The following is a 21,223-nucleotide window of genomic DNA, read 5'->3' as shown; positions in this document are numbered from 1 at the left end:
TCACTCCTTATTTTTCCTGCCAGCTAAAGCGACGGGCGATCAGCATCAGCCCCTGCTCCAGCAGCAACCCGACCACGCCAATGATGACGATGGCGATGAGAATGTTTTCGACGTTGAGGTTGTTCCACTCATTCCAGATCCAGAAGCCAATGCCTAAACCTCCGGTGAGCATCTCGGCGGCGACAATCACCAGCCAGGCAATGCCAATGGAAAGACGTACCCCGGTCAGCACCGCAGGCAGCACGGCGGGGAAAAGAATGCGGCGCATGATGGTCCACTCTGAGAGTTGCAACACCCGGGCCACGTTGAGGTAGTCCTGCGGAATACGGCGTACCCCTTCAGCGGTGTTGATCACCATCGGCCAGATAGAGCAGATAAAAATGGTCCAGCTCGATGCAGGCTCCGCTTTCTGGAACAGCAGCAGGCCGATAGGCAGCCAGGCCAGCGGGCTGACCGGACGCAGGAGCGCGATCAGCGGGTTGAACATGCGCGAGAAAAAGGTGAAGCGGCCAATCAAAAAGCCCAGCGGAATGCCCGCCATCGCTGCCAGACCGAAGCCGATGGCGACGCGCTGCAACGACGCCAGCACGTTCCAGCCAATGCCCATATCGTTTGGCCCGTCGCGATAAAACGGATCGGCAAACAGGGTCATGGCCGAATCGAGCGTGCTGAGCGGCGTCGGAAAGCCTTTACTGTTTATCGCTGCCAGCTGCCAGAGCACCACCAGCAGGCCGAGACCGAGCAGCGCCGGGATGACGCGCTGTAAAAAATCATTCATCCGACGCGTAAACGCTGGCGCACGACGGCGAACCTGTAGCGGAGGCAGGACAATCACTTCCCCGCTCTCTGACGTCTCTTGTGGTTTTGTATTTTGCAGATGCTGCATACTCAGGCCCCTTTACGGTGAATGGCGAAGCGGTTGGCGTACCCTTCCGGATCGGTGCCGTTCCAGACGGTGCCGTCCATCAGGGTGCTGCTGCGATATGGTGATGACGGTGTGGACATGCCGCCCACGGCGGTCGCGGCATCCTGCCAGACCGCGGTCTGGTTAATGCGCTGTGCAATGCCCGCGTAATCCGGCGCGGCGTTGAGCAAGCCCCAGCGGCGGAACTGGGTTAAGAACCACATCCCGTCTGAGAGATACGGGTAGCTCACGGCACCCTCGTTGAAGAAACGGATCGGGTGCGCATCCTGCCAGCGCTGACCGACCCCGTTGTCGTACTCGCCAAGCATACGTCCGGTGAGATACTGTTCCTTGCAGTTGAGCCAGGCGCGGCGCGAGAGGATCTGCGCGGTTTCGCGTTTGTTTTCCGCTGACGCCTCGATCCAGCGCGCGGCTTCCATCACGGCGCTCACCAGCGCCCGTGCGGTGTGCGGATTTTTCGCCACCCAGTCGCGTCGGGTGCCGAGGATTTTTTCCGGGTGATCGGCCCAGATGGACTGCGACGTGGCGGCGGTAAATCCGATGCGGTCGTTAATCGCCCGCGCGTTCCACGGCTCGCCGACGCAAAACCCGACCATGTTGCCAATGCGCATGTTCATCACCATCTGCGGCGGCGGCACCACCACGGTGCGCACGTCGTCAAACGGGTTAATCCCCGCGCTGGCCAGCCAGTAGTAGAGCCACATGGCGTGCGTTCCCGTCGGGAAGGTATGCGCGAAGGTGTAGGTTCCCGGCGCCTGCTGCGCAATCAGCTTTTTCAGCCCGTCGAGGTCACGAACGCCCTTCTTCGCCAGATCGCTGGAGAGCGTAATGGCCTGACCGTTCTGGTTGAGGGTCATCAGGTTCGCCATCTGCTGCGGCTTGCCCGCGATACCCAGCTCCAGACCGTACAGCAGGCCGTAAAGAATGTGCGCGGCGTCCAGTTCGCCCGCCACCAGCTTGTCGCGCACCGCCGCCCAGCTCGCCTCTTTGGTCGGCACAATAGTAATGCCGTGTTTTTTATCGAACCCCTTCAGGGCCGCGATAACCACGGGCGCGCAGTCGGTCAGGGGGATAAACCCGATACGCACGGTATCCTGCTCCGGCTTATCTGACCCCGCCGCCCATGCGGCCTGCATGACACCCGGCAACAGCATCGCACCACTCGCCAGCATGCTGGCCTGCAATAACCGCCGTCTCGACAAATCCGCCATAATTGCTCCTGAAAAAAGGCAAAAAAAAGCGCCCGACGGTGCTGAAGCACCGCTGGACGCCTTTATCCTGAAGACGCATGCACCGCCGTTGGCGCATCGTCGAAAATGGTTAATCTGTTAATGCAAAGGTAATGCCAGCTTTTCATCCCCGGCGTTACGGGGTTTCTGCAAGAAGAGCGCTGTATTACGCACCTCAATCAGGCATAAATTGCCCACTGACTGTGCAACTACTCCCCAGGGGGTATCTTCCACAGATTTTTCACCGTAAGCAGCGCACGGGCGATATCTACCATGCGTTGGTTTTTATCCATCGCCATTTTGCGCAGGGCGGTCCACGCCTGCTCCTCGCTCATGTTCTGGTGCGTCATCAGCACGCTTTTGGCTTTGTCGATGGTCTTACGCTCCTCCAGCGTGTCGCGCAGGGAAGCAAGCTGACGGGAGAGTTGCTCAATTTCACGCGCCTGCTGGCGCACCAGCGGCAGCAGCGGTTTATCCGGAAATCGCGCCAGGATATCGTCGTGTTCATCGTCTGCGTGCAGGTTTTCGCTATAGCGGCGCTCCTCAACTGCCGTCATTAGATCGGCAATTGCCACCTCCTCCAGCGTGCGCAGGTGCTCAAGGCGCGCGGTTTGCAGGGCAAACCATTTGAGGGCGGTATCGCCGTTATCTGCCGGAGGCTGGCGGGTGCACGCTTCACGCCTGAGTTTTTCAGTCTCCAGACCCGGCAGGCAGTTGAGGGTAAATGACTCCTGCACGTCTGGAGTGCAATGGGAGATAAAAACCTCAAAGCAGGCCTGCTGGCCATCAATGCGATCCACCAGCCGCTGGCGGGTTTCATCGTCAAAGAATCCCTGGGTGAAACCAATAGCCCCCAGCGCCCGCTCTTGTCCCACAAGTTCTTTGCCCTGCATCAGGCTGTAAAGGGCCACAAATCGGCCCGCGATGTGCGGATCGTCAATACTGTCGCTGAGTTGGGGTACGATACTGAGCAAATGACGCAGTATGCGGCTGTAATGTTCCATCGCCTGCGGCGCGGTGACGCATTGACCTGTAACGCCATCACGCAGCGCCGTTAGCGTCTCAAGGCCGTGCAGTGCGCTGGCAATACGTTCGCACAGGGCGCTGCCCGGCAGCGGTTCGTTAAACTGAAGGTGCAATGCGGCGAGGTTTTCATCCACCAGGGCCCTGCTGGCCTTGCATTCAGGCGCGTACAATTTGCCCTGCGAGCAGAGCCAGACATTTGACGCACCGCGCTCGCACTGTAGCATATGCACCAGTCGACTGATGCCGTTCACCAGTGCGCCCAGCTGCGCCAGTCTGCCGAGCTGTTCCTCGCGCAACATTCTCGCACGCTGGAACCATTCGGTTGCGCCAGGGGAACTGCCAGCCACTATCGTCATCGTTTCTCTCCCCGATACGTATTCTTCGGTACGAGAAGCAATATTCGTGCCTTTTCAAAGAACAGGAGTCAACATGCAGAAGATTGTGATCGTCGCCAACGGTGCGGCCTACGGCAGTGAATCCCTTTTTAACAGCCTGCGCCTGGCAATCGCGCTGCGCGATAAGGAGAGTGAGCTGGAGCTGCGCCTCTTTTTGATGTCCGATGCCGTCACGGCCGGGCTGAAGGGGCAGAAACCCGCAGAGGGCTACAACATTCAACAAATGCTGGAGATCCTGACCGCGCAAAACGTTGCGGTCAAACTGTGCAAAACCTGCACCGACGGGCGCGGCATTACCGGGCTGCCGCTGATTGATGGCGTGGAAATTGGCACGCTGGTCGAGCTGGCTGAATGGACGCTTTCCGCCGATAAAGTATTAACTTTTTAATAATAACCCGCTAAAAATATTATTTTCTTATGGACGCGGTTTCAGCATCAAGTTTACCTGCACCGTTGCCGATAGGCATGGAAACAACACAGCAGGTATTACACTTATGTTCAGATCCATACGCGCCCGCATCATTGCCGCGACGACAGGCTGTCTGGTCGTCGCCCTTCTTCTTAATACCATTATTAACTTTCAGGTCACGCGCCAGGATAATCAGCAGTCGCAGCGCGATATTCTGACCAGCACCAGCGCCAGCCACAACATGGCAATTGCCGACTGGGTGAACAACAAAATGACCATCATCACCTCGGCGCAGCCAGTCGCGCTCAGCGACGATCCGGTTCCGGTGTTTAAACAGCTTGCGCTGGCGGGTGGATTCACCAACGTCTACGTGGGTTATGCCAGCAAAACGGCTAAATTTTCTGACCCAACCGGGGTACCCGCTGATTACGATCCCACCCTTCGCCCGTGGTATCAGCAGGCCGTCAGCGCTGATGGCCCGGTAGTGACTGCACCCTATGTGGACGCGGGCACCGGGAAACTGGTGGTGACGTTCGCGGTACCCGTTAAAGATCAAGGCGCCCTGAAAGCGGTGGTGGCGGGCGATGTGGCGATGGACAGCGTGGTGGCTAACGTGCGCGGTATTCACCCGACCCCGGCCAGCAGCGGACTGCTTCTGGACAGCAACGGCACCGTTATTGCCGGCAGCGATCCTGCGTTGACGCTTAAGCCTTTTACGGAGACGATCAAAGGGACCGATTTTGCCACCCTGAAAAGCGGCAACCTGGTTGACGGAACGTTTAACGGACGCGAAAAAACGTTCCTGGCCACCGCCGTACCGGGGACGCACTGGCTGCTGGTTGTGGCGCTCGATAACGGCGATGCCACCGCCGGGATGCGGTCATTGCTAAAAGCATCTGCACTGTCTCTGGCGATCCTCGCCCTGCTGAGCGGAGCCCTCATGCACCTCCTGATTGCCCGCCTGCTTAAGCGGCTGTCCGGTATCCGTGACGCGATGAACAGCATTGCCAACGGTACTAACGATCTGTCGCAGCGTCTGCCGGATAAGGGGGGCGATGAAGTGGCGCAAATTGCGCAGGCGTTTAACGCCTTCAGCGATAAGCTTTCTGTGGTGATGGTCCAGCTGCGTGATGCCAGCGCCTCAGTGAAAAACGCCGCGCATGAGATTGCGGCAGGTAATCAGGATCTTTCCGGGCGTACCGAGCAGGCGGCATCAAGCCTTCGCGAAACCGCCAGCGCCGTGGAAGAGATCACGGCCTCCGTTACGCAGTCAAACGAGTCGGCAGCAGAAGCGAACGAACAGGCGAGCAAGGCCTCTGCCGCCGCATCCCGCGGCGGCGACGTCGTCGCTCAGGCCATCAGCACCATGCAGTCCATCGAACTGGCTTCCGCGAAAATCGGCGATATCACCAGCGTCATTGACGGCATCGCCTTCCAGACCAATATCCTGGCGCTTAACGCCTCGGTGGAAGCGGCGCGTGCCGGGGAGCAAGGCCGTGGGTTCGCGGTCGTTGCGGGGGAAGTACGTAACCTGGCCAGCCGCAGCGCTCAGGCGGCGAAGGAGATCAAATCCCTTATTGATTCCACCACCGAAAGCGTTGCAACCGGCTCCCGGTTTGTGCACCTTGCGGGCGACAGCATGGATGAGATCCGCGCCAGCGTCGGGAGCGTGTCAGGCATTATGCGTGAAATATCCATTGCCACCCGCGAGCAGATGAAAGGGATCCATGAGATTAACCACGCGGTGACTCACCTGGATCGCATGGTGCAGCAGAACGCCGAACTTGTTGTACAGTCTGCTGCGGCGGCCAGCGCGCTGCAAAGCCAGGCGGGCGACCTTGCTGAGACCGCTGGCCATTTCCGCATATAATTTTTCCCGGGCGCGCGTTAAGCAGGGTAAACGCGCGTCCGCTGAAAGGTTTCAGGGATTTTGTCATTTTTGTTTAATCGTTGCGCCATTTTTTGATCGAAATCAGCATCCCACCCCTGCCCCTTTGGTGTTATGCAATGAGTAAATTGTGAACAACATCACGCTCGGGATGGGCAAAAACGACGGGGTATAAAATGGCACGAGTTAAAACGAGTCTGAAACTGTTTGGCGGGGATACGGTAGTGGTGCGTTGCTCAGAGCGTTGCCGCATCCATCTGATGAGTACAAAAGGACAGAAGCAATCGCAGGCAGATATCCTTACCGTTCAGGACGATAAGGCCTGGCTGACGGTGCCTTACACCGGCACCTGGGATGTGCTGATCGACAGCCACAGCCAGTCGCTCGAACATTCCGTAAGTTACGTGGCGGCATAACCGTAAACGCCCGGTCAGCCGGGCGTATTATCAGGCAAAACCCGGCCGCAGCGTATTGCTAAGCGGGTTCCCTTCCAGCAGCGCTTTCACCTTCACCACCAGCTCACTCAGACAGTCGTCCTGCATGCCGAGACGCGTCAGCTCCTGATCTAGCGAGAAAAGGTACTGGGCGTTAGTGCCCAGCGGTCCGCTGGCGGCGGCAATCAGCGGGGCAATCACCTGGGTTCGGGTATCGGCTTCATACAGCGGGTGGCGCGGATCCATAATGAACACCAGCGCGTTGACGGTGCGCCCGTCATCCAGTTCCAGCTTGCACCAGCTGGGCATATAGCAGCCCGTGATCATCTCGCGCTTCCACAGCAGCGTCAGCTCATCTTCCAGCGTGGTATCCGGCAGCCGGTATGCCACGCCCGTGGTGCGCCCGCCTTCTTTTAGTGCAAGCATGCGGCCAGGCTGACACGCGCTGCCGCGTCCGGCGGTCAGGCGCAAACAGAAGGCGCGGTGCCAGCCAGGCAGCGTTCCGGTTGCCGATTCAACAAATTCGAGCGCCGGGTTCCACATCAGCGAGCCGTAACCAAAGATCCAGACCGGGCCATCATCCGGGCGGCAGGCCAGCGTTGCCGCAAGCGACGCCGCACGTTGTTCAGCCGACCACAGAAGCGATTCCTCAATAGCACCAAATGCCGTCTTACAATCTGCCTTCATCAAGAAATCACGCGTTAACACATTCCACCTCCGCCACTGCATGCTTCCTTGCGACATCTGTAATTCGCCTTCCCGGCATTCTGTGCTGTTCATTTTAACAGCAGTTGAGCAACGATAAGCAATTCGCGGGCCAGATGCAATACAGCGGCAGGTCAACCGCCTGAAATGTCAAAATGGAGGCAGCGTGTTATTTGGCGGCTATTTCTTTTTGTGCCATTTATCATCGTCCCCTTTCTCATAGTCATTTTTCACGGCGGCCCAGGCCACCTTATGCGCGGTCTCTTCACGGCTGGCATCGTCCCGGCGATCTTCTTTATCTTTGTACTGATCCCAGGCGCTGTTAAAGGCTTCTTTGTAGATATCCTGGGCGTGGGCAGGCAATACGTTTTGCACGTTATCCGGTAATTCGCTTTTCGATTTGTATGGCATTGTTAACCTCTCTTTTGGCTAAAAGATAAGTGTGGACGACGATACGCGAGGGTGCCACCCGACAGAAAGAAATGAACAATATAAAAATGCAATTCATTGTTATTAAACTAATATTTAACAGAGATAAGGCATTATAAGCCTCAGACATAAAAATTATAATAAAGGGTAAAATTAAGTAAAAAATACAGGGTATTTAACAGATTTCTGTTAATTTAATACCTTTAAAATCTATCTATAATTACAAGCACCTGCATTGTTGGAGAAACACATGACAGCAACACACGAGGCGGTAAAAACCCGCCACAAGGAGACCTCTCTCATTTTCCCGGTTCTGGCACTGGCTGTGCTGCTCTTCTGTGGAAGCAGTCAGTCATTGCCAGTGGTTGTGGGGATCAATATTCTGGCTCTGGTGGGTATTTTAACCAGTGCATTTAGCGTGGTACGCCATGCGGATGTGTTAGCCCACCGTCTTGGAGAGCCGTATGGGTCATTAATTTTAAGCCTTTCGGTTGTGATTCTTGAAGTCAGTTTAATTTCCGCATTAATGGCCACCGGCGACGCCGCGCCAACGCTAATGCGCGATACGCTCTACTCCATCATTATGATTGTTACCGGCGGCCTGGTCGGTTTTTCACTTTTATTAGGTGGTCGCAAATTTGCCACCCAGTACATGAACCTCTTTGGCATTAAACAGTACCTGATCGCCCTGTTCCCGCTGGCGATTATTGTGCTGGTGTTCCCGATGGCGCTGCCGGGTGCAAATTTCACCACCGGTCAGGCGCTGCTGGTGGCGCTGATTTCCGCGGCAATGTACGGCGTGTTCCTGCTGATCCAGACCAAAACGCACCAGAGCCTGTTTGTTTACGAGCATGAAGACGACGGCGACGACGATGACCCGCATCACGGTAAGCCGTCGGCGCACAGCAGCGCGTGGCATACGGTTTGGCTGATCGTGCATCTGATTGCCGTTATTGCGGTCACCAAGATGAATGCGAACCCGCTGGAGGCGCTATTAACTGAACTGAACGCGCCGGTCGCCTTTACCGGTTTCCTGGTGGCCCTGTTGATCCTGTCGCCAGAAGGCCTGGGAGCGCTGAAAGCGGTGCTCAATAATCAGGTGCAGCGGGCGATGAATCTGTTCTTCGGCTCGGTTCTGGCGACCATCTCCCTTACCGTTCCGGTGGTGACGTTGATTGCCTTTATGACGGGAAATGAATTGCAGTTTGCGCTGGGTGCGCCAGAGATGATTGTGATGGTGGCATCCTTGCTGCTGTGCCAGATATCCTTCTCCACCGGCCGCACCAATGTGCTGAACGGCGCGGCGCATATGGCGCTGTTTATTGCGTATCTGATGACAATATTTGCGTAATTTTTTTGCCGGGTGGCGCTGCGCTTACCCGGCCTACGAAACCCGTAGGCCCGCGCAAGCGTAGCGCCGCCGGGCAAAGAAAAACCCGCCGAAGCGGGTTTTTTTATTAGTTGCTGGTATCAAGCTCGTCGAAGCTCTTCACCAGATCGTCAATCGCTTTGATCTGTTTCAGGAACGGCTCCAGCTTATCCAGCGGCAGCGCGGATGGACCGTCGCATTTCGCGTTAGCCGGATCCGGGTGCGCTTCAATGAACAGACCCGCCAGGCCGGTTGCCATACCGGCGCGCGCCAGTTCGGTCACCTGCGCACGACGCCCGCCAGACGCGGCGCCAAACGGGTCGCGGCATTGCAGGGAGTGGGTCACGTCGAAAATCACCGGGGACTGGTTAGAGACGTTCTTCATCACGCTGAAGCCCAGCATATCTACAACCAGGTTGTCATAACCGAAGTTTGAACCACGGTCGCAGAGGATCACCTGGTCGTTACCGCCTTCGATAAACTTGTCGACGATGTTACCCATCTGGCCAGGGCTCACGAACTGCGGTTTTTTCACGTTAATCACGGCACCGGTTTTCGCCATCGCTTCTACCAGGTCAGTCTGGCGAGCGAGGAACGCCGGAAGCTGAATCACGTCTACCACATCAGCCACGGGCTGTGCCTGAGACGCTTCGTGCACGTCGGTGATCACTTTCACGCCAAACGTCTGTTTCAGCTCCTGGAAAATCTTCATCCCCTCTTCCAGGCCCGGGCCACGGTAGGAGTGAATGGAGGAGCGGTTGGCTTTGTCAAAAGAGGCTTTAAACACGTACGGGATGCCCAGCTTTTGGGTCACGGTCACGTAGTGTTCGCAGATGCGCATAGCGAGATCGCGGGATTCCAGAACGTTCATACCGCCAAACAGCACGAACGGCAGGTCGTTTGCCACGTTGATATCACCAATGCTAACCACTTTTTGTTTCATAGGATCGCCTTATTCAGGTGTGAATCGGAATTAAGATTAATGCAGTGTAATGTGTTTATGCGCGATCGCGTTAATCTGCGCGCGGATCATCTCGCTGATCGGGTCTTCCGGACATTGCTCGACGAAATAATTCAAATCATTCAGCGCCACGTGCTCGCAGTCGAGCTGCGCATAAATCAGGCCGCGGTCGCGGATTTCGTACGGATCTTCCGGATTGAACTGCAACAGCACTTCGCTTGCGCGCAGAGCCAGCTCCATCTGACGCTCTTCCATCAGCGCAGACTTCAGCGTATCCAGGAGCTTACGGATCACTTCGGCGTTATCGGCTTCATCGAGATCTTCATTGAACAGCTCAGCTATCGGGCTGATGTTGCCTTTCAGCCAGACGTCCAGCGTATGCTCATCCAGCGTGTCGCCGTTAAACGGATTGATTAACCACATCTCACCGTCCAGCCACTCCGCCCGCAAAATCATCTGCGTCGGGAAAATGACCGGCACCAGTGGAATATCCAGCTCGTGCGCAACCCACAGTAAAATGGCGCCCAACGCGACGGCACTGCCCTGACGATTTTTCAACACCTGGTCCAGCCACAGTGCGTCAGACAGGCGGTACACGCCTCGCGTGTCGCAGAAACCCCATTCGCCGTAGAAAAGCTCAATCAGCTTCTCTAATTGCCAGTCCTGCGGACGTGCCTGATTGATCTCTTCGCGCGCCAGGCTGACCAGATTCTCCAGTTCAGCGTAAACGTACTGTGACGTAAAATCGTCGCGGATCATCTCTGAAATCAGGATCATACCATCGCAGAGCGGCACTTTGTTAAATTCGAAATCGGCTAAGGACCTCATGACTTACCCCAGTAACGGTATTCTTGTGGTGGCGAGTTTAATGATGATGTACAGCACCACCAGACCCAGCAAAAAGGCGATAAACCCTGTCTGCTGGCTGCGCGGACGATGACGCCCAAGCGCGATAAAACCCAAAACGATGTAGATGATAACGCCAAACAGCTTTTCAGTCAGCCATGCGCCTTTATCAGTAAATGGCAGATAGCCGGTTTTCCACATTAACCCGGCTCCGGAAAGGAACAGCACCGTGTCGATACAGTGCGGGGCGATGCGTACCCAGCGGGCGTTAATCAGCGGATTGTTGCTGTAGCGCCACCAGTAGCGGGCAATGAAAAAGCCAATGGTCAGGGCAACGGAAATCAGGTGAACGGAGATCAGCAGCGTAAACAGGCTCATGACCACTGCCCCAGCGTCAGACGTTCATTGCCGCCGTAATCCCGGCAGGTTTCCACGGCAGCGTATCCGGCACGCGTAAACAGCGCTCGCACCGCCTCTCCCTGCGTCCAGCCATGTTCCACCAGCAGCCAGCCACCGGGAAGCAAATGTTGTCGTGACGTTGTCACAATGTGATCGAGATCCGCAAGTCCCTGATTCGCAGCGACCAGCGCGGTCAAAGGTTCAAAACGCACGTCGCCCTGCGCGAGATGCGGATCGTCTTCGTCGATGTAGGGCGGATTGCTGACAATCATTTCAAACATGCGGCTTTCAAGCGCGGCAAACCAGCTGCTTTGCAGAACGGAAACATTGTTCAGCCCCAGCCGTTCAACGTTGCGCCGCGCGAGGGCGACCGCATCAGGCATCACGTCTACCGCCGTCACGGTGCAGTCCGGTCGCTCGCTGGCAAGCGCCAGCGCAATCGCGCCGGTGCCAGTACCGAGATCGAGGATCTGACACGGCTGCGCCGGTAACCGCGCCAGCGCCTGCTCCACCAGACACTCGGTGTCCGGGCGCGGGATCAGCGTGGCCGCTGAAACGTACAGCGGAAGTGACCAGAACTCGCGTTCGCCAACCAGATGCGCCACCGGCTCGCCGGTTTTACGGCGGGCAAGCAGCGCCTCCAGCTGCGATTGCTGTTCAGCGGTCAGAGCGGTTTCGCCGAAAGCCAGAAGATACGTGCGGGCTTTACCCGTCACATGCTCAAGCAGAATTTCGGCGTCGCGCTTCGGGCTTTCACTTGCAGAAAGCTCACTGGCGGCATGGCGTAACCAGCGCTGAAAATCCATTAATCCTGCTCGGATAGTGCCGCCAGCTGGTCGGCCTGGTATTCCTGCACGATAGGCTCAATCAGCATATCGAGCTTGCCTTCCATCGCCTCATCCAGACGGTAGAGCGTCAGGTTGATGCGATGGTCGGTTACGCGACCCTGCGGGAAGTTATAGGTACGGTTACGGTCGCTACGATCGCCGCTGCCCAGCAGGTTACGGCGGGTAGAGGCTTCCGCCTGCTGGCGTTTCGCCATTTCCGCCGCGTGGATACGGGCGCCCAGCACGGATAACGCTTTAGCTTTGTTCTTGTGCTGGGAACGTTCATCCTGACACTCAACCACAATCCCGGTGGGCAGGTGAGTAATACGGATAGCGGAGTCGGTGGTGTTAACGTGCTGACCACCTGCCCCTGAAGAGCGGAAGGTGTCGATGCGCAGATCTGCCGGGTTGATATCCGGCAGTTCCGCTTCCGGCAGCTCCGGCATCACCGCCACCGTACAGGCTGACGTATGAATGCGTCCCTGAGATTCTGTCGCAGGCACGCGCTGCACGCGGTGACCGCCGGATTCAAATTTCAGTCGACCGTACACGCCGTCGCCGCTGATCTTGGCGATAACCTCTTTGTAGCCGCCATGCTCGCCTTCGTTGGCGCTCATGATCTCCACGCGCCAGCGACGGGATTCGGCATACCGGCTGTACATACGGAACAGATCCCCGGCGAACAGCGCCGCTTCGTCGCCACCGGTACCGGCGCGGACTTCCACAAAGGCGTTACGCTCATCATCCGGATCTTTCGGCAGCAGAAGCACCTGAAGCTGCTGCTCCATCTCTTCTGAACGCGCTTTCGCATCCTGTAACTCTTCCTGCGCCATCTCGCGCATCTCAGGATCGTCGAGCATCATCTGCGCGGTTTCGATATCTTCCTGGACCTGTCGCCAGTCGGTAAAGCATTTTGAAACATCACTTAACTGCGCGTATTCACGCGACAGCGCGCGAAAACGTTCCTGGTCGGCAATGGTCCCGGCATCACCGAGCAGCGCCTGGACTTCTTCATGGCGCTCGTGCAGAGCTTCCAGTTTAGCGACGATAGAAGGCTTCATAGGCGTAAATGCACCTTGTCTTAGAAAATGGGTATAGGGCGCTATTCCAGCCCGAGGCTGTTGCGCAGAATAGTCAGGCGTTCATCGTCCCCGTCACGGGCAGCCTGCTGAAGAGATTTGGTTGGGGCATGGATCAGGCGGTTGGTCAGTTTCCAGGCCAGATCCTGCATAATCGCCTGCGCGTCGCCGCCCTGTTCAAGGGCCGCTAACGCTTTGGCCGTCAGGTCATCACGCACCTGCTCCGCCTGACCGCGGTATTCGCGGATGGTCTCGCTGACGCTTTGCGCGCGCAGCCAGGCCATAAATTCGCTGGTTTCCTGTTCAACGATGGTTTCCGCCTGCACAGCCGCCGCCTTACGCTGGGCAAGGTTGTGCGAAATGATGCTTTGCAGGTCATCCACGCTGTACAGGTAGGCGTTCGCCAGTTTGCCCACTTCCGGTTCGACATCACGCGGAACGGCGATATCCACCAGCAGCATCGGCTGATTGCGGCGGGATTTCAGCGCACGCTCGACCATCCCTTTCCCGATAATCGGCAGCGGGCTGGCGGTAGAACTGATAATAATGTCCGCCTCTTTCAGACGTTCATCGATGTCGCTCAGCGCAATCACCTCAGCGCCCACTTCGTCCGCCAGCACCTGCGCACGTTCGCGGGTGCGGTTGGCAATGATCATCTTCTTCACCTTGTGTTCGCGAAGATGGCGCGCCACCAGCTCGATGGTTTCGCCCGCTCCCACCAGCAGTACGGTGACGGTCGACAGGGATTCAAAAATTTGACGGGCAAGGGTACAGGCCGCGAAAGCAACCGAAACCGCACTGGCGCCAATGTCGGTTTCGGTTCGCACACGCTTCGCCACGGAGAATGACTTCTGGAACATTCGCTCCAGTTCGCTGGCTTTCAGATGTCCTTTCTGGGAATCCGCGAAAGCTTTTTTCACCTGGCCGAGGATCTGCGGCTCGCCCAGCACCAGCGAATCCAGACCGCTGGCCACGCGCATCAGATGGCTGACCGCATCGTTATCCTGATGCCAGTACAGGCTGTTGCGCAGCTCTTCTTCGTTGAGGTTGTGGTAGTCACACAGCCAGCGGATCAGCGCCTCGTGCAGGTTGTCCTGCTCTTCTACGCTCAAATACAGCTCGGTACGGTTGCACGTCGACAGCACCACGCCACCCTGCACCATCGGCTGTGCAAGCAGGCTGTCCAGCGCCAGGTCGAGCGTATCCGGCGAAAACGTAACGCGTTCTCGCAGTGAAACCGGGGCCGTTTTGTGGTTAATACCGAGTGCTAATAGGGTCATGTTGAGCGGGAGTAGTACCAGCGTTAATAAGGTTAGCAGGACGCATCATACAGGATGCGCGAGATCAATAAAAGAGACTGCCCCCTTTCGGAGTAATAGCTTACGCCACGCTTTGAGATAATTTGAACGTAGACGGTGGCACCCTTCAACGCTAGCATTAACAGTTATAACTGCAACGTATCTCAAGGATTTGTCATCATTATGACCCGAATGATTCGCCTGCTGCCTCTGGCGGCCCTGGTTCTGACCGCCTGTTCCGTTCATCAGCCGAAAGGCCCGGGCAAAAGCCCTGACTCACCGCAGTGGCGTCAGCACCAGCAGGACGTGCTGAAATTAAGCCAGTACCAGACCCGCGGTGCATTTGCTTATCTCTCTGACGAACAAAAAGTTTATGCTCGCTTCTTCTGGCAGCAAACGGGTCAGGACAACTATCGCCTGCTGCTGCTGAACCCGCTGGGCAGCACCGAGCTGGAGCTTAACGCGAAGCCTGGCGAAGCGCAGATCACCGATAACAAAGGCCAGCACTACACGGCAACCGACGCCGAAGAGATGATTGGCAAGCTGACCGGGATGCCGATTCCGCTCAATAGTCTGCGCCAGTGGATCCTCGGCCTGCCGGGTGACGCAACCGACTATACGCTCGACGATCAATACCGTCTGAGCCAGGTGAACTACACCCAGGGCGGTAAAACCTGGAAAGTGGTGTACAGCGCGTATGACAGCAAGACGCAACCGTCGCTGCCGTCCAATATGGAGCTGACGCAGGGTAGCCAGCGTATCAAGCTGAAAATGGACAACTGGATCGTTAAATGATGACCCACTGGCCCTCTCCCGCAAAACTGAACCTGTTTCTCTACATTACCGGGCAGCGCGCTGACGGCTATCACACCCTGCAAACGCTGTTTCAGTTTGTCGATTACGGCGACACCATCTCCATCGAACCGCGTCAGGACGGGCAGATTTGCCTGCTGACGCCGGTCGACGGCGTGGCGCATGACGATAACCTGATCGTGCGCGCTGCCCGCCTGCTGATGAACACAGCGTCGACGTCGGGTCGTCTGCCGGCGGGAAGCGGTGCGGATATCCGTATCGACAAACGCCTGCCGATGGGCGGCGGTCTTGGCGGCGGCTCATCAAACGCCGCAACTGTACTGGTGGCGCTTAACCACCTCTGGGGCTGCGGTCTGACGACGGACGAACTGGCAGCGTTAGGGTTGACGCTGGGCGCCGATGTACCGGTGTTTGTGCGCGGCCACGCGGCGTTCGCTGAAGGTGTCGGTGAAATCCTCACGCCGGTCGATCCGCCGGAAAAATGGTATCTGATCGTTCACCCCGGCGTGAGCATTCCTACCCCGGTCATCTTTAAAGATCCTGACCTGAAAAGAAATACCCCGGCACGGTCAATAAAAACGTTATTAAATTGTGAATTCAGCAACGATTGCGAGGATATCGCAAGAAAACGTTTTCGCGAGGTTGATGCGGTGCTTTCCTGGCTGTTAGAATACGCGCCGTCGCGCCTGACCGGTACAGGGGCCTGTGTCTTTGCTGAATTTGACACCGAAACCGCCGCCCGTCAGGTGCTTGAGCAAGCGCCGGTTTGGCTGCATGGTTTTGTAGCACGCGGGATGAACACCTCCCCCCTACAGCAGGCCATTCTGGCGCAGACTGAGTTTCGGTGACAACGTCACCCTGTTCCAGACGTTGCATCGCGCTCTTTAATACACCGCCTGGATAGCGTTTGCTTAGGCCCCGCAGTTTGCGGCGAACGCTATCCACCACTGGACGCATGCCTGAGGTTCTTCTCGTGCCTGATATGAAGCTTTTTGCTGGTAACGCCACCCCGGAACTAGCACAACGTATTGCCAACCGCCTGTACACTTCCCTCGGCGACGCCGCTGTAGGTCGCTTTAGCGACGGCGAAGTCAGCGTACAAATTAACGAAAATGTACGCGGTGGTGATATTTTCATCATCCAGTCCACCTGTGCTCCAACGAATGACAACCTGATGGAATTGGTTGTTATGGTCGACGCGCTGCGTCGTGCTTCTGCTGGCCGTATCACTGCTGTTATTCCTTACTTTGGCTATGCACGTCAGGACCGTCGCGTCCGTTCCGCGCGTGTGCCAATCACCGCTAAAGTTGTCGCTGACTTCCTGTCCAGCGTCGGCGTTGACCGCGTACTGACGGTTGACCTGCACGCAGAGCAGATCCAGGGCTTCTTCGACGTGCCGGTTGATAACGTATTCGGCAGCCCAATCCTGCTGGAAGACATGCTGCAACTGAATCTGGACAACCCGATTGTGGTTTCTCCGGACATCGGCGGCGTGGTACGTGCTCGTGCTATCGCGAAGCTGCTGAACGATACCGACATGGCGATCATCGACAAACGCCGTCCGCGCGCTAACGTTTCTCAGGTGATGCACATCATCGGTGACGTGGCTGGCCGCGACTGCGTGTTGGTGGACGACATGATCGATACCGGCGGTACGCTGTGTAAAGCCGCTGAAGCGCTGAAAGAGCGTGGTGCGAAACGCGTATTCGCTTACGCCACTCACCCGATCTTCTCCGGCAATGCGGTAAACAACCTCCGTAACTCCGTCATTGACGAAGTTGTGGTGTGCGATACCATTCCACTGAGCGACGAGATCAAAGCGCTGCCAAACGTGCGTACGTTGACTCTGTCCGGGATGCTGGCCGAAGCGATTCGTCGTATCAGCAACGAAGAATCGATCTCTGCAATGTTCGAACACTGATCGAACACGGCCAAAAAACCCGCTACGGCGGGTTTTTTTGTTTATAGTATTTATTTGTATGACTTATGCCTCCTTCACCTGCCATTCACATGACAGATGATGCGCACACGGATGATAGATAATTGTGAAAAACGTAACCTCCTCACATGTTCTGCCCTTTCGCGCCCTCATCGACGCCTGCTGGAAAGAGAAATACACATCGTCACGCTTTGTTCGTGACCTGATAGCCGGGATCACCGTCGGGATTATTGCCATCCCGCTGGCGATGGCGCTGGCGATTGGTAGCGGCGTCGCGCCGCAGTACGGGCTGTACACCTCGGCCGTTGCGGGGATTGTGATTGCGCTGACGGGCGGGTCCCGCTTCAGCGTCTCCGGCCCGACTGCCGCCTTTGTGGTGATCCTCTACCCGGTTTCCCAACAGTTTGGTCTGGCAGGCCTGCTGGTTGCCACCCTAATGTCCGGCATCTTTTTAATTCTGTTTGGTCTGGCCCGCTTTGGTCGCCTGATTGAATATATTCCCCTTTCCGTAACGCTGGGGTTCACCTCGGGGATTGGGATTACCATCGGGACCATGCAGATTAAGGATTTCCTCGGCCTGCAAATGGCCCATGTTCCGGAGCACTATTTACAGAAAGTGGGCGCGCTGTTTATGGCGTTGCCGACGGCCAACCTGGGCGATGCAGCCATTGGCATCGTTACCCTCGGCACACTTATCGTCTGGCCTCGCTTAGGCATTCGTCTCCCGGGGCATCTGCCCGCTCTGCTGCTGGGCTGCGCGGTGATGGGCGTTGTCAACCTGCTCGGTGGACAGGTCGCCACCATTGGCTCCCAGTTCCACTATGTTCTGGCGGACGGCTCACAGGGCAGCGGCATTCCGCAGCTGCTGCCGCAGCTGGTTCTGCCGTGGGACATGCCGGGCTCAAGCTTCACCCTAAGCTGGGATTCCCTTCGCGCTCTGCTGCCTGCCGCGTTCTCCATGGCAATGTTGGGAGCGATTGAATCCCTGCTCTGCGCCGTCGTGCTCGACGGCATGACCGGCACTAAGCACAAAGCCAACAGCGAGCTGGTCGGCCAGGGCTTAGGGAACATCGTTGCACCGTTCTTCGGCGGTATTACCGCTACGGCTGCGATTGCCCGTTCCGCCGCGAACGTACGTGCGGGCGCGACATCACCGGTTTCGGCGGTCATTCACTCCCTGCTGGTGATCATGGCGCTGCTGATCCTTGCCCCGCTGCTTTCATGGCTTCCACTCTCTGCCATGGCTGCGTTGCTGCTGATGGTGGCCTGGAACATGAGTGAGGCGCATAAGGTGGTTAACCTGCTGCGCCGTGCGCCGAAAGACGACATTATCGTGATGCTGATCTGCATGTCGTTGACCGTACTGTTCGATATGGTTATCGCCATCAGCGTCGGCATTGTGCTGGCCTCGCTGCTGTTTATGCGCCGCATCGCGCAGATGACGCGTCTCTCCCCGGTTAACGTTGAGGTGCCTGACGATGTGCTGGTGCTGCGCGTGATTGGTCCGCTGTTCTTCGCCGCAGCGGAAGGTTTGTTCAGCGATTTGGAATCCCGCATTGCGGGCAAACGGATTGTGGTGCTGAAATGGGATGCCGTCCCGGTGCTGGATGCCGGCGGTCTGGATGCCTTCCAGCGCTTTGTCGCCCGCCTGCCGGAAGGCTGTGAACTGCGGGTGAGTAACCTCGAATTCCAGCCCCTGCGCACCATGGCGCGCGCGGGCGTGCAGCGGATCCCTGGCCGATTGTCCTTCTACCCTAACCGTGAAGCTGCGTTAGCAGATCTATAATCGTTCCGAAAAGCCAACACATAAAAAAAACGACTCATTTGAGAGTCGTTTTTTTATGTTCATTATTTCTACAGACTAGCTATGCTTGCGCTGGTCGCGGCGGCATCGTTTATCGTAATGGCGCACCCACCAGTATTTATCGCAGACTTCCTCATGTCCGCTCACGCGCGCCCCGGCGAGCCACAATACCGCACCAAGGAAGATACTCAGCACCGCGCCATGCGCAAAGTATTGTGGGAGGTCAAGCTGCGGTAATTGGTTTAAGATTGAATAACCGACACCGGCGACCATCACGAACAGTCCCAACCCCATTAGCACGTTACCGAGCATTGAAGCGTTTTTGCGTTTCATATGTCACCTCCGGAACTTTGGGTTGTCAGGGGAAAAGCCCCTTCTCCTTGTGTGTAAAGTATAGACAACGCCTCTTATATGAGTTGCGTGAATGATCACATTTACTGATAACTCCCGGACAAAAATTTACAAATAAGACATTGAACAGCTTGAAATTCTAATTGTTCAAAGAGGAAATTATTCGCATTTCGGTGTACAGCAGGCAGAACTTTGTCAAGCGGCGCGCCAGACAGTAAACTACGCGCCAGATCTGGAACCCATTAGGAAGTAAATCGTGACGATTAAACTGATTGTCGGCCTCGCCAATCCGGGCGCAGAGTATGCCGCTACCCGCCATAACGCCGGTGCCTGGTATGTTGATCTGCTGGCGGAGCGTTTGCGCGCTCCCCTGCGTGAAGAACCCAAGTTTTGCGGGTATACCTCACGCATCAATCTTGCGGGTGCTGACGTGCGGTTGCTGGTGCCAACCACCTTTATGAACCTGAGCGGCAAAGCCGTGGCGGCCATGGCAACGTTTTATCGCATCAATCCGGATGAGATCCTGGTGGCCCACGACGAACTGGACCTGCCGCCAGGCGTGGCGAAGTTCAAACTGGGCGGCGGTCATGGCGGCCATAATGGTCTGAAAGACATCATCAGCAAACTGGGTAATAACCCTAATTTCCACCGTTTGCGCGTGGGAATCGGCCATCCGGGCGATAAAAACAAAGTTGTTGGTTTCGTATTGGGTAAACCCCCGGTTTCTGAGCAGAAGTTGATTGACGAAGCGGTGGACGAAGCGGCCCGCTGCACCGAGATTTGGCTTCAGGACGGCCTGACGAAAGCCACCAATCGACTGCACGCTTTCAAAGCGCAATAAACGGCGCCCTGGGGCTTTTTTACCGCGCGTCGCGCGGGTTACGTGTATAATAGGCGTAGTTATTTACTTTTCTTCAATCGGTTATCGTTAACGGATTGATTATCAAGATATTAAGGTGATTTAGAAATGGGATTCAAATGCGGTATCGTCGGTCTGCCAAACGTTGGCAAATCCACCCTGTTCAACGCGCTCACCAAAGCAGGTATTGAAGCGGCGAACTTCCCGTTCTGTACCATCGAGCCGAACACCGGTGTTGTTCCTATGCCCGATCCGCGTCTGGACCAGCTCGCGGAAATCGTGAAGCCACAGCGCATTCTGCCAACCACCATGGAGTTCGTGGACATCGCGGGCCTGGTAAAAGGCGCATCCAAAGGTGAAGGCCTGGGCAACCAGTTCCTGACCAACATCCGTGAAACCGAAGCGATCGGCCACGTTGTGCGCTGCTTCGAGAACGACAACATTATCCACGTTAACAACAAAGTGGATCCGGCTGACGACATCGACGTCATCAACACCGAGCTGGCCCTCTCTGACCTTGACACCTGCGAGCGCGCCATTCACCGCGTGCAGAAGAAAGCCAAAGGCGGCGACAAGGACGCGAAAACGGAACTGGCTGCGCTGGAAAAATGTCTGCCACAGCTGGAAAACGCGGGCATGCTGCGCGCGCTGAAAAACCTGACTGACGAAGACAAAGCGGCGATCAAATACCTGAGCTTCCTGACCCTGAAGCCAACCATGTACATCGCCAACGTCAACGAAGACGGTTTCGAGAACAACCCGTACCTCGACAAAGTGCGTGAAATCGCTGCGGCTGAAGGTTCTGTAGTTGTGGCGGTTTGCGCTGCCGTTGAATCCGACATCGCTGAGCTGGACGACGCCGACCGTGAAGAGTTCATGGCCGAGCTGGGTCTGGAAGAGCCGGGCCTGAACCGCGTGATCCGCGCGGGCTATGAGCTGCTGAACCTGCAAACCTACTTCACCGCTGGGGTGAAAGAAGTGCGTGCGTGGACCATCCCTGTAGGTGCGACTGCGCCTCAGGCGGCCGGTAAAATCCACACCGACTTCGAGAAAGGCTTTATTCGTGCGCAGACTATCGCGTTTGAAGACTTCATCACTTACAAGGGTGAGCAAGGCGCGAAAGAAGCAGGCAAGATGCGTGCGGAAGGGAAAGATTACATCGTTAAAGATGGCGACGTGATGAACTTCTTGTTTAACGTTTGATTTGTTTTGAATGAAAAAAATCCACGCTTTGGCGT

22 protein-coding genes are annotated in these 21,223 nt (G+C 56.6%); 10 read left to right on the top strand and 12 right to left on the bottom strand.

Annotated features, from left to right (window positions below):
• Window positions 1–7: 7 nt before the first annotated feature.
• The 3 genes from ntrB to nasR all read right to left on the bottom strand — a co-directional run bounded on the left by ntrB (window position 8) and on the right by nasR (window position 3,536).
• On the bottom strand, window positions 8–886 hold the full coding sequence (ntrB, locus tag SK58_RS11750) for a nitrate ABC transporter permease (RefSeq protein ID WP_017384249.1): 879 nt from the start codon (window positions 884–886) through the stop codon (window positions 8–10).
• Between the two features lie 2 nt (window positions 887–888).
• Entirely contained in the window at window positions 889–2,136 is a 1,248-nt protein-coding gene (locus SK58_RS11745; RefSeq protein ID WP_048219922.1) for a CmpA/NrtA family ABC transporter substrate-binding protein, read from the bottom strand.
• 227 nt (window positions 2,137–2,363) lie between these two features.
• The gene (gene nasR, locus SK58_RS11740; protein ID WP_003856683.1) at window positions 2,364–3,536 is read right to left on the bottom strand and encodes a nitrate regulatory protein NasR; all 1,173 of its coding nucleotides are present in this window, start codon (window positions 3,534–3,536) and stop codon (window positions 2,364–2,366) included.
• Window positions 3,537–3,609: 73 nt separating this feature from the next.
• Here nasR and SK58_RS11735 point away from each other — a divergent pair, with 73 nt between their 5' ends.
• The 3 genes from SK58_RS11735 (at window position 3,610) to SK58_RS11725 (ending at window position 6,288) form a co-directional block, all read left to right on the top strand.
• On the top strand, window positions 3,610–3,963 hold the full coding sequence (locus SK58_RS11735) for a DsrE/DsrF/TusD sulfur relay family protein (RefSeq protein ID WP_017384253.1): 354 nt from the start codon (window positions 3,610–3,612) through the stop codon (window positions 3,961–3,963).
• A 106-nt stretch (window positions 3,964–4,069) separates the two neighbouring features.
• Window positions 4,070–5,854 (top strand): methyl-accepting chemotaxis protein, encoded by a 1,785-nt coding sequence (locus tag SK58_RS11730; RefSeq protein WP_048219920.1) that lies wholly within the window; start codon window positions 4,070–4,072, stop codon window positions 5,852–5,854.
• A gap of 194 nt (window positions 5,855–6,048) precedes the next feature.
• Window positions 6,049–6,288, top strand: coding sequence for a hypothetical protein (locus SK58_RS11725; protein ID WP_015570352.1), 240 nt, complete (start codon window positions 6,049–6,051; stop codon window positions 6,286–6,288).
• Between the two features lie 30 nt (window positions 6,289–6,318).
• On the opposite strand, the gene SK58_RS11720 is transcribed toward SK58_RS11725, so the two are convergent.
• Together SK58_RS11720 and chaB are read right to left on the bottom strand one after the other, a co-directional pair.
• The gene (locus tag SK58_RS11720; protein ID WP_017384255.1) at window positions 6,319–7,014 is read right to left on the bottom strand and encodes a gamma-glutamylcyclotransferase; all 696 of its coding nucleotides are present in this window, start codon (window positions 7,012–7,014) and stop codon (window positions 6,319–6,321) included.
• Between the two features lie 177 nt (window positions 7,015–7,191).
• Window positions 7,192–7,422, bottom strand: a complete 231-nt coding sequence (chaB, locus tag SK58_RS11715; protein ID WP_003856674.1) for a putative cation transport regulator ChaB — start codon at window positions 7,420–7,422, stop codon at window positions 7,192–7,194.
• Window positions 7,423–7,690: 268 nt separating this feature from the next.
• Between chaB and chaA the strand changes: the two genes are divergently transcribed.
• The gene (gene chaA / locus SK58_RS11710; protein ID WP_045338141.1) at window positions 7,691–8,791 is read left to right on the top strand and encodes a sodium-potassium/proton antiporter ChaA; all 1,101 of its coding nucleotides are present in this window, start codon (window positions 7,691–7,693) and stop codon (window positions 8,789–8,791) included.
• Between the two features lie 106 nt (window positions 8,792–8,897).
• Here the strand turns inward: chaA and kdsA are convergent, their stop codons facing one another.
• The 6 genes from kdsA to hemA are packed head-to-tail and all read right to left on the bottom strand — an operon-like array spanning window position 8,898 to window position 14,201.
• A complete protein-coding gene (kdsA, locus tag SK58_RS11705; protein WP_003856671.1) occupies window positions 8,898–9,752 on the bottom strand; it encodes a 3-deoxy-8-phosphooctulonate synthase in 855 nt (284 codons plus the stop codon).
• 36 nt (window positions 9,753–9,788) lie between these two features.
• The gene (gene sirB1 / locus SK58_RS11700) at window positions 9,789–10,598 is read right to left on the bottom strand and encodes an invasion regulator SirB1 (protein WP_006810913.1); all 810 of its coding nucleotides are present in this window, start codon (window positions 10,596–10,598) and stop codon (window positions 9,789–9,791) included.
• A 3-nt stretch (window positions 10,599–10,601) separates the two neighbouring features.
• Entirely contained in the window at window positions 10,602–10,994 is a 393-nt protein-coding gene (sirB2, locus tag SK58_RS11695) for an invasion regulator SirB2 (RefSeq protein ID WP_023296762.1), read from the bottom strand.
• Window positions 10,991–11,821: a peptide chain release factor N(5)-glutamine methyltransferase gene (gene prmC, locus SK58_RS11690; RefSeq protein WP_023303859.1), complete on the bottom strand. Its 831-nt coding sequence runs from the start codon at window positions 11,819–11,821 to the stop codon at window positions 10,991–10,993. The genes sirB2 and prmC overlap by 4 nt, the downstream gene beginning before the upstream one ends.
• Window positions 11,821–12,903: a peptide chain release factor 1 gene (prfA, locus tag SK58_RS11685; protein ID WP_003856667.1), complete on the bottom strand. Its 1,083-nt coding sequence runs from the start codon at window positions 12,901–12,903 to the stop codon at window positions 11,821–11,823. Before prfA ends, prmC begins: the two co-directional genes overlap by 1 nt.
• Window positions 12,904–12,944: 41 nt before the next feature.
• Window positions 12,945–14,201, bottom strand: coding sequence for a glutamyl-tRNA reductase (gene hemA, locus SK58_RS11680; protein ID WP_003856666.1), 1,257 nt, complete (start codon window positions 14,199–14,201; stop codon window positions 12,945–12,947).
• Between the two features lie 201 nt (window positions 14,202–14,402).
• On the opposite strand from hemA, the gene lolB reads away from it, so the two are divergent.
• From lolB to dauA, 4 genes are all read left to right on the top strand, one after another.
• Window positions 14,403–15,014: a lipoprotein insertase outer membrane protein LolB gene (gene lolB, locus SK58_RS11675; protein WP_003856665.1), complete on the top strand. Its 612-nt coding sequence runs from the start codon at window positions 14,403–14,405 to the stop codon at window positions 15,012–15,014.
• A complete protein-coding gene (ispE, locus tag SK58_RS11670; protein ID WP_048219918.1) occupies window positions 15,011–15,880 on the top strand; it encodes a 4-(cytidine 5'-diphospho)-2-C-methyl-D-erythritol kinase in 870 nt (289 codons plus the stop codon). The genes lolB and ispE overlap by 4 nt, the downstream gene beginning before the upstream one ends.
• 125 nt (window positions 15,881–16,005) lie before the next feature.
• Window positions 16,006–16,953 carry a ribose-phosphate diphosphokinase gene (prs, locus tag SK58_RS11665; protein WP_003856663.1) on the top strand — a complete coding sequence of 316 codons (948 nt, stop codon included), beginning with the start codon at window positions 16,006–16,008 and terminating at the stop codon, window positions 16,951–16,953.
• Between the two features lie 124 nt (window positions 16,954–17,077).
• A complete protein-coding gene (dauA, locus tag SK58_RS11660; protein ID WP_048219916.1) occupies window positions 17,078–18,757 on the top strand; it encodes a C4-dicarboxylic acid transporter DauA in 1,680 nt (559 codons plus the stop codon).
• A gap of 75 nt (window positions 18,758–18,832) precedes the next feature.
• Here the strand turns inward: dauA and ychH are convergent, their stop codons facing one another.
• The gene (gene ychH / locus SK58_RS11655) at window positions 18,833–19,108 is read right to left on the bottom strand and encodes a stress-induced protein YchH (protein WP_003856655.1); all 276 of its coding nucleotides are present in this window, start codon (window positions 19,106–19,108) and stop codon (window positions 18,833–18,835) included.
• Between the two features lie 274 nt (window positions 19,109–19,382).
• Between ychH and pth the strand changes: the two genes are divergently transcribed.
• Entirely contained in the window at window positions 19,383–19,967 is a 585-nt protein-coding gene (gene pth / locus SK58_RS11650) for an aminoacyl-tRNA hydrolase (RefSeq protein ID WP_048219915.1), read from the top strand.
• A gap of 126 nt (window positions 19,968–20,093) precedes the next feature.
• Window positions 20,094–21,188 (top strand): redox-regulated ATPase YchF, encoded by a 1,095-nt coding sequence (ychF, locus tag SK58_RS11645; protein WP_048219914.1) that lies wholly within the window; start codon window positions 20,094–20,096, stop codon window positions 21,186–21,188.
• Window positions 21,189–21,223: the final 35 nt, after the last annotated feature.

Origin of the sequence: Enterobacter sp. BIDMC93 (genome assembly GCF_001037805.1) — a bacterium.
GTDB lineage: Bacteria > Pseudomonadota > Gammaproteobacteria > Enterobacterales > Enterobacteriaceae > Enterobacter > Enterobacter hormaechei_C.
The sequence above is the reverse complement of the archived record's forward strand: the minus strand, read 5'-3'. Positions and strand labels throughout refer to the sequence as shown.

Bases quoted from the DNA above. Each gene is read 5' to 3' on its own strand.
- ntrB (WP_017384249.1), bottom strand. From the start codon at position 886: ATGCAGCATCTGCAAAATACAAAACCACAAGAGACGTCAGAGAGCGGG.
- SK58_RS11745 (WP_048219922.1), bottom strand. From the start codon at position 2,136: ATGGCGGATTTGTCGAGACGGCGGTTATTGCAGGCCAGCATGCTGGCG.
- nasR (WP_003856683.1), bottom strand. From the start codon at position 3,536: ATGACGATAGTGGCTGGCAGTTCCCCTGGCGCAACCGAATGGTTCCAG.
- SK58_RS11735 (WP_017384253.1), top strand. From the start codon at position 3,610: ATGCAGAAGATTGTGATCGTCGCCAACGGTGCGGCCTACGGCAGTGAA.
- SK58_RS11730 (WP_048219920.1), top strand. From the start codon at position 4,070: ATGTTCAGATCCATACGCGCCCGCATCATTGCCGCGACGACAGGCTGT.
- SK58_RS11725 (WP_015570352.1), top strand. From the start codon at position 6,049: ATGGCACGAGTTAAAACGAGTCTGAAACTGTTTGGCGGGGATACGGTA.
- chaB (WP_003856674.1), bottom strand. From the start codon at position 7,422: ATGCCATACAAATCGAAAAGCGAATTACCGGATAACGTGCAAAACGTA.
- chaA (WP_045338141.1), top strand. From the start codon at position 7,691: ATGACAGCAACACACGAGGCGGTAAAAACCCGCCACAAGGAGACCTCT.
- kdsA (WP_003856671.1), bottom strand. From the start codon at position 9,752: ATGAAACAAAAAGTGGTTAGCATTGGTGATATCAACGTGGCAAACGAC.
- sirB1 (WP_006810913.1), bottom strand. From the start codon at position 10,598: ATGAGGTCCTTAGCCGATTTCGAATTTAACAAAGTGCCGCTCTGCGAT.
- sirB2 (WP_023296762.1), bottom strand. From the start codon at position 10,994: ATGAGCCTGTTTACGCTGCTGATCTCCGTTCACCTGATTTCCGTTGCC.
- prmC (WP_023303859.1), bottom strand. From the start codon at position 11,821: ATGGATTTTCAGCGCTGGTTACGCCATGCCGCCAGTGAGCTTTCTGCA.
- prfA (WP_003856667.1), bottom strand. From the start codon at position 12,903: ATGAAGCCTTCTATCGTCGCTAAACTGGAAGCTCTGCACGAGCGCCAT.
- hemA (WP_003856666.1), bottom strand. From the start codon at position 14,201: ATGACCCTATTAGCACTCGGTATTAACCACAAAACGGCCCCGGTTTCA.
- lolB (WP_003856665.1), top strand. From the start codon at position 14,403: ATGACCCGAATGATTCGCCTGCTGCCTCTGGCGGCCCTGGTTCTGACC.
- ispE (WP_048219918.1), top strand. From the start codon at position 15,011: ATGATGACCCACTGGCCCTCTCCCGCAAAACTGAACCTGTTTCTCTAC.
- ychH (WP_003856655.1), bottom strand. From the start codon at position 19,108: ATGAAACGCAAAAACGCTTCAATGCTCGGTAACGTGCTAATGGGGTTG.
- ychF (WP_048219914.1), top strand. From the start codon at position 20,094: ATGGGATTCAAATGCGGTATCGTCGGTCTGCCAAACGTTGGCAAATCC.